Origin of the sequence: Burkholderia sp. IT-111MI5 (assembly GCF_949752865.1) — a bacterium.
GTDB lineage: Bacteria > Pseudomonadota > Gammaproteobacteria > Burkholderiales > Burkholderiaceae > Burkholderia > Burkholderia pyrrocinia_C.
Genome location: NZ_CATKIF010000019.1, coordinates 44818 through 51825, shown reverse-complemented (window position 1 = coordinate 51825; position 7008 = coordinate 44818). Strand labels below are relative to the sequence as shown.

Annotated in this window: 7 protein-coding genes and 1 pseudogene; all 8 read left to right on the top strand. The window is 67.2% G+C overall.

The features are described 5' to 3' along the window. Positions 1 to 865 (top strand): amidohydrolase family protein (locus tag ACM6JT_RS17890; RefSeq protein ID WP_414856953.1); only part of this gene is annotated, 865 nt, incomplete at its 5' end. 1 nt (position 866) lies between these two features. Continuing rightward, entirely contained in the window at positions 867 to 1313 is a 447-nt protein-coding gene (locus ACM6JT_RS17885) for a DoxX family protein (RefSeq protein ID WP_131945670.1), read from the top strand. Between the two features lie 72 nt (positions 1314 to 1385). Continuing rightward, a pseudogene (locus ACM6JT_RS17880) lies at positions 1386 to 1795 on the top strand (glyoxalase); the annotation flags it as partial. A 418-nt stretch (positions 1796 to 2213) separates the two neighbouring features. After that, on the top strand, positions 2214 to 3074 hold the full coding sequence (locus tag ACM6JT_RS17875; RefSeq protein WP_131945674.1) for a transporter substrate-binding domain-containing protein: 861 nt from the start codon (positions 2214 to 2216) through the stop codon (positions 3072 to 3074). Between the two features lie 107 nt (positions 3075 to 3181). Next, positions 3182 to 3904: an ABC transporter permease gene (locus tag ACM6JT_RS17870; protein WP_105392458.1), complete on the top strand. Its 723-nt coding sequence runs from the start codon at positions 3182 to 3184 to the stop codon at positions 3902 to 3904. Between the two features lie 12 nt (positions 3905 to 3916). Further along, positions 3917 to 4663, top strand: coding sequence for an ABC transporter permease (locus tag ACM6JT_RS17865; RefSeq protein ID WP_034184354.1), 747 nt, complete (start codon positions 3917 to 3919; stop codon positions 4661 to 4663). Between the two features lie 27 nt (positions 4664 to 4690). Further along, complete coding sequence (locus tag ACM6JT_RS17860) at positions 4691 to 5482, top strand: ABC transporter ATP-binding protein (protein WP_034184353.1); 792 nt, start codon at positions 4691 to 4693, stop codon at positions 5480 to 5482. 7 nt (positions 5483 to 5489) lie between these two features. Continuing rightward, a complete protein-coding gene (locus tag ACM6JT_RS17855) occupies positions 5490 to 6983 on the top strand; it encodes an HAL/PAL/TAL family ammonia-lyase (RefSeq protein ID WP_105392459.1) in 1494 nt (497 codons plus the stop codon). Positions 6984 to 7008 lie beyond the last annotated feature (25 nt).

The following is a 7008-nucleotide window of genomic DNA, read 5'->3' as shown; positions in this document are numbered from 1 at the left end:
GTGGCGCATGCATGCGACCTACGACGAAACGATCAGCCGCGCGCTCGACGTGTTCGAGAAGGTCAACAAGGACATCCCGCTCGAAGGCCTGAACTGGTTCTTCGATCACGCGGAAACCATTACCGAGAAATCGATGGATCGTATTGCGGCGCTGGGCGGCGGCATCGCGGTGCAGCACCGGATGGCGTACCAGGGCGAATACTTCGTCGAGCGTTATGGCGCACAAGCAGCCGAAGCGACGCCGCCCGTCGCGAAGATGCTCTCGAAGGGCATCAAGGTGTCGGCCGGCACCGACGCGACGCGTGTTGCCTCGTATAACCCGTGGGTGTCGCTCGCATGGCTCGTGACGGGCAAGACGGTCGGCGGGCTGCGCATGTATCCGCAGCGCAACCTGCTCGATCGCGAGACCGCGCTGCGGATGTGGACCGAATACGTGACCTGGTTCTCGAACGAGGAAGGGAAGAAAGGGCGTGTAGCGGTCGGGCAGCTCGCCGACCTGGTGGTCCCGGATCGCGATTTCTTCGCATGCGCGGAGGACGATATCGCGGGCACGACCGCCTTGCTGACGGTGGTCGGCGGCAAGATCGTATGGGGCGCGGGGCCGTTCGCGTCGCACGATGCGCCGATTCCGCCCGCGATGCCGGACTGGTCGCCGGTGCGCGAGTACGGCGGCTACGGCGGCTGGGGCGCGACGCAGCGCAACGGCGCACCGCTGCAGCGTGCGGCGGCCGCCGCGATGTGCGGCTGCGCGAGTGCATGCAACGTGCACGCGCATGCCCATGCGAGCGCGTGGGGCAGTGCATTGCCGACGTCGGACGCGAAGGGCTTCTGGGGCGCGTTCGGTTGTTCCTGCTGGGCGATCTGACATGTCGACGACAACCGGCCGGTACAGCCCCGGGTGGATTCGCGTCCTGCTGGCGCAGCCGTGGGTCGGCGCGCTGGTGCGACTTGCGCTGGTTTCCGCCTTTCTGATCGGAGGCGTCGACAAGGCGCTGCACTTCGACGATGCGATCGCGGAGCAGGCGCATTTCGGCCTGCACCCGCCCGCGTTCTGGGCTGCACTGGCGGTTGTGGTCGAGATCGGCGGTTCGCTGTGCGTGGTATTTCGCCGGTTCACCTGGATTGGCGCGGGTGGGCTCGGTGTGCTGACCGTCGTCGCGATGCTGGTGGCGAACGACTTCTGGAACAAGGCGGGCGTGGCGCGCTTCATGGCGCTCAACAGCTTCTTCGAGCACCTGGGGCTGATCGCCGCGCTCGTCCTCGTCACCATGCTTGGCGATGTTCAACGCGGGGAAGGGGGCGGTCGCGCCTGATCTTTTTTTCGGCGCATTGAAGCAGGAAGAAAATTCAATCTTGGGGCCCGTTCGCGCAGCATTGCTTGGCTGATGCTGGCGGACGGCTTCATTGCCGCTCCAGTTTCGTTCGCAACGCCTCCCGGACCCGCCGCTACGCTTGCGCACGCGCTCGCGGCAGGTCTGCAATACGACACGACGCTCGTGTCCGTCGCCCCCGGCGATTTCAACCGTTTCACCGACAGCTTTGTCGCGAGGTCTGGCGGCAGCAAGTCGAAGCAGGTGTCTTCCAGGTGACGCCGACACCCGGTCGGCCCCTGTTTCAGTTCGTCCTTACGCCGTCCGGCACGATTTCCTCGTTCTGCTTCAAGACACCGATCCGCTGGCCGCCCGGAGCGGCGCGCACGGGTTATCTCGTGGCCGACATCGAAACGGCCATGAAGGTGGCGCGCGAGCATGGCGCGGATGGAGTCGTCGACATGTTCCCCGATCCGATCGGTCGCGCTCGCGTCGACTTCCGGAGAACGCGAACGCGCGGCCATGCCAGGCGCGCGCGATGTCGAAGCATGACCCGGAATACTCGATCGAGCCTCGCCGGGAAATCCAATCCGCAGACCTTATGCCGGTCAGTCCGACCTGCCTGTCTCCGCGTGTCGAATGGCCGGCATCCAGGCGATCGAATTCAAAATTTGTCTAGTCATCCTTGGGATTTGTCCAAGTCCGTTGCACCAAATCCGTGCCCGGATTCCCCGCAATGAAGCGCGCTGGAGCCCTGTATTTAGGGGATTTCCCGCGTTTACGCGGTTTTTTTTGATCAGCGCTTGTCCCGTGGTTTTTCTTCTTGCATGCTTGTATAGACAAATTCCTGAGGCGACTTGCATGACCGAGGGGATGTCGAACTTCAACGCAAGGAGAAATCTCGTGAACGGCAAGCGCATCAAGTGGGCAATCAGGACGATCGGCGTCATCGCGGCTGCAGCGGCAACGCTTGCCGCACCGGTTCAGGCAAAGGAATGGAAGACGGTGACGGTGGCGCTCGAAGGCGGCTACGCACCGTGGAACCTCACGCTGCCGGGCGGCAAGCTCGGCGGCTTCGAACCGGAACTGCTCGCCAACGTGTGCGGCCGGATCAAGGTCCAGTGCAACATGGTCGCGCAGGACTGGGACGGGATGATTCCCGGCCTGCAGGCCGGCAAGTTCGATGTCCTGATGGATGCGATCTCGATCACGCCGGAGCGCGAGAAGATCCTGCTGTTCTCGCGCCCCTATGCGGCCACGCCGGCGACGTTCGCCGTCACCGACACGAAGATCCTGCCGAAGGCCGCGGCCGGCGCGCCGGCCGTCAAGCTGACCGGCGACGCGAACGCCGACAAGCCGACCGTCGACGCGCTGCGCAAGCAGTTGAAGGGCAAGACGATCGGCATCCAGTCGGGCACTGTCTATACGAAATTCATCAACGACAGCTTCAAGGACATCGCGTCGATCCGCGTGTACAAGACCTCGCCCGAGCGCGATCTCGACCTCGTCGCCGGGCGCATCGATGCGTCGTTCGACGACGTCACGTACTACGCGGCGAACATCGAGAAGAAGGAAAACGCGTCGATCGTGCTCGCGGGCCCGAAGCTCGGCGGGCCGATCTGGGGGCCGGGCGAAGGTCTCGCGTTCCGCAAGCAGGATGCCGACCTGAAGACCAAGTTCGATGCGGCGATCGGTGCTGCGCTCGCGGACGGCACCGTGAAGAAGCTCGCCGACAAGTGGTTCAAGACCGACGTCACGCCGTAAGCGCGCGTTCGGCCGCCGCCGCGTAGTTGACGTCACGACGCAACGACACGGCGACGCGCGGCGGCGCGCATCCTGCAGATTCACTCAACGCATGCCGGGAGACACGCATGGCGATTCTTGAAATGCTCGGCTTCGGAACCGAAGGCTGGGGCGGCGTGCTGCTGCTTGCCGCACTGATGACGGTCGCGCTGACGCTCGCCGCGCTCGCGGTCGGCGCGGTGATCGGCGCCGCGATCGCGGCCGCGAAACTGTCGCGCCACCGCAGCGCACGCCTGCTCGGCGATCTCTACACGACGGTGTTTCGCGGCGTGCCCGAACTGCTCGTCATCTACCTGTTCTATTTCGGCGGCTCGACGCTCGTCACGACCATCGGCCAGTGGTTCGGCGCGGAAGGCTTCATCGGCGTGCCGCCGTTCGTGATCGGCGCGCTGGCGGTCGGGATGATCTCGGGCGCGTATCAGGCGGAGGTCTACCGCGCGGCCGTGCTGGCCGTGTCGAAGGGCGAGCTCGAAGCGGCGCGCTCGGTCGGCATGTCGAGCGGCATGGTGTTGCGCCGCATCCTGATTCCGCAAGTGCTGCGCTTCGCGCTGCCCGGCATCGGCAACGTGTGGCAACTGAGCCTGAAGGACTCCGCATTGATCTCGGTCACCGGGCTCGCCGAGCTGCTGCGCACGAGCCAGATCGCCGCGAACTCGACGCACCAGTACTTCGTGTTCTTCGTCGCGGGCGGCGCGCTGTACCTCGTGATGACGGGCCTGTCGAACCGCGTGTTCAACCGGGCGGAAGCGATCGTCGGCCGCTCGTTCCGCCGCAATTTCGCGCGCAACTGACGGAGGGCACGCATGTCCATCGATTTCGACTTCCTCATCGACACGCTGCGCCAGCTGCTCGCGGCCGTGCCGACCACGCTCGGCCTGTTCTTCGCGTCGCTCGTGCTCGGCGGCCTGCTGTCGCTCGTGATCGTCACGATGCGCGTGTCGCCGCGCTGGCTGCCGAACCGCTTCGCGCGCGCGTACATCCTGGTGTTTCGCGGTTCGCCGCTGCTGATCCAGATGTTCCTCGTGTACTACGGGCTCGGCCAGTTCGGCGTGATTCGCGAGAGCTTCGTGTGGCCGCTGCTGCGCGAACCGTATGTGTGCGCGGTGCTGTCGCTGGCGTTGTGCACAGCCGGCTATACGGCCGAGATCGTGCGCGGCGGCCTGATGGCCGTGCCGGTCGGGCAGATCGAGGCCGGTTATTCGATCGGCCTGTCGGGCTTCGCGCTGCTGCGGCGCGTGATCGGCCCGATCGCGTTGCGCCAGTGCCTGCCCGCGTATTCGACCGAAGCCGTGCTGCTCGTCAAGTCGACCGCGCTGGCCAGCCTCGTCACGGTGTGGGAAGTGACGGGCGTCGCGCAGCAGATCATCCAGCAGACCTACCGCACGACCGAGGTGTTCGTGTGCGCGGCCCTCATCTACCTCGCGCTGAACTTCATCGTCGTACGCGTGCTCGGCGCGCTCGAATGGCGGCTGTCGGCCCACCTGCGCGCGCCGAAGCCGGCCGGCGTGCCCGCCGCGGCGGCACGCAATGCCCGGCGCGTCGCGCCCTGAGCGTATCCATCCTTCCCGGAGAATCCGATGAACACCGCTGCTCCCGTTGCCCTGTCGGTCAGGAACATCCACAAGTCGTTCGGCGATCACCACGTGCTGAAGGGCATTTCGCTCGATGCGCACGAGGGCGACGTGATCTCGATCCTCGGCGCCAGCGGCTCGGGCAAGAGCACGTTCCTGCGCTGCCTGAACCTGCTCGAGACGCCCGACGACGGCACCGTCGCGCTCGCCGGCGAGGAACTGAAGATGAAGCGCACGCGCGACGGCAAGCTGCATCCGGGCGACCGGCGTCAGGTCGACCGGATCCGTTCGCAGCTCGGCATGGTGTTCCAGAACTTCAACCTGTGGTCGCACATGACGGTACTCGACAACCTCGTCGAAGGCCCGTTGCGCGTGCAGAAGCGCAGCCGCGCGGAAGCGGTCGAGGAAGCCGAGGCGCTGCTCGCGCGCGTCGGCCTCGCGGACAAGCGCGGCTATTATCCGGCGCACCTGTCGGGCGGCCAGCAGCAGCGCGTCGCGATCGCCCGTGCGCTCGCGATGCATCCGAAGGTGATGCTGTTCGACGAACCGACGTCGGCGCTCGATCCGGAACTGGTCGGCGAGGTGCTGCGCGTGATGCGCTCGCTCGCGGAGGAAGGGCGCACGATGCTGGTCGTCACGCACGAGATGGGTTTTGCACGGCACGTGTCGAACCGCGTGATGTTCCTGCATCAGGGCGAAGTCGATTCGGACGGCACGCCCGGCGATCTGTTCGGCGGCCAGTGCTCGGAGCGCTTCCGGCAGTTCGTGTCGAGCCATCACGACCGTTCCGCGAACTGAGGCTGCCATGACCGTATTCCGTTCGGCAAAACCGCTCGACTGGCGGCAGGTCGCGGCAGTGGCCGCCGGCGAGCCGCTCGCGCTGGCCGACGACGCGCGCGTACGCGTCGTCGCGGCCCGTGAGCTCGTCGACGAAATCGTCGCGCGCGGCATCCGCGCGTATGGCGTCAATACGGGCGTCGGCGCGCTGTGCGACGTGATCGTGTCGCCGGCGCAGCAGAGCACGCTGTCGCGCAACATCCTGATGAGCCACGCCGTCGGCGTGGGCGCACCGCTCGGTGCGGCGGAAACGCGCGCGATCGTCGCGGCGGCGATCAACAACTACGCGCACGGGCATTCGGGCGTGCGTGCCGACGTCGTCGACCAGCTCGTCGCGTTGCTGGAACACGATTGCCTGCCTGAGGTGCCGGCGCACGGCTCGGTCGGTTATCTGACCCATATGGCGCATGTCGCGCTCGTCTGCATCGGTCATGGCCATGCGCGCCACCGCGGCGAGCGGATTCGCGGCGACGAGGCGTTGCGCCGCATCGGCCGCGAGCCGCTCGTGCTCGGCGCGAAGGAAGGGCTGAGTCTCGTCAACGGCACGCCGTGCGTGACGGGGCTGGCCGCACTGGCGCTCGCGCGCGCGGAGCGGCTGCTCGACTGGGCCGACTGGGTGGCGGCGACGAGCTTCGAGAACCTCGGCGGGCAGCTCGCCGCGTTCGATCCGGCGTCGCTTGCGTTGCGGATTTCGCCCGGCATCGGGCACGTCGGCGCGCGGTTGCGTGCGCTGCTCGCCGACAGCGGGATGCTCGCGGCGGCAAGCGGCCGGCATACGCAGGATCCGCTCAGCCTGCGCACGATTCCGCACGTGCACGGCGCGGCGCGCGACGTGTTCGACGTGACGGCGGAGGTGGTCGATCGCGAACTGGCGTCGGTGACCGACAATCCGATCGTGGCCGGCACGCGCGACGCGCCGGCCGTCCATTCGCAAGCGCATGCGGTCGGCGCGGGCATCGCGCTCGCGATGGACAGCCTCGCGGCGGCGATGGCCCAGGTCGCGGCAATCGCCGAACGGCGTCTCGACCGGCTCGTCAATCCGCTCGTGAGCGGGCTGCCGGCGTTTCTCGCGACGCCGGGCGGCACCTGTTCGGGCTTCATGATCGCGCAGTACACGGCGGTCGCGCTCGTCGCGCAGAACCAGCGGCTCGCGGCGCCGGCGAGCCTCGACGGCGGCATCACGTCGGGCCTGCAGGAAGATCATCTGTGCCATGCGACGCCGGCGGCGCTGAAAGCGCTCGACATCATCGAGAACACGACGCGCGTGCTGGCGATCGAGCTGCTGGCCGCCGCACAGGCCTACGATCTGCGGGCGGACGGCGCATCGCGGGCCGCAGCCACCGACGCGCTGTGGCGGCATGTGCGCGAACGCGTGCCGGTGTACCGGGACGACCGGCCGCTCGCGGACGACATCGCGATCGCCGCCGGCATCGTCGCGAGCGTGCCGCCGCCCGTGATGTAACGGCCGGAGGCCGGCCGCCGAGCGA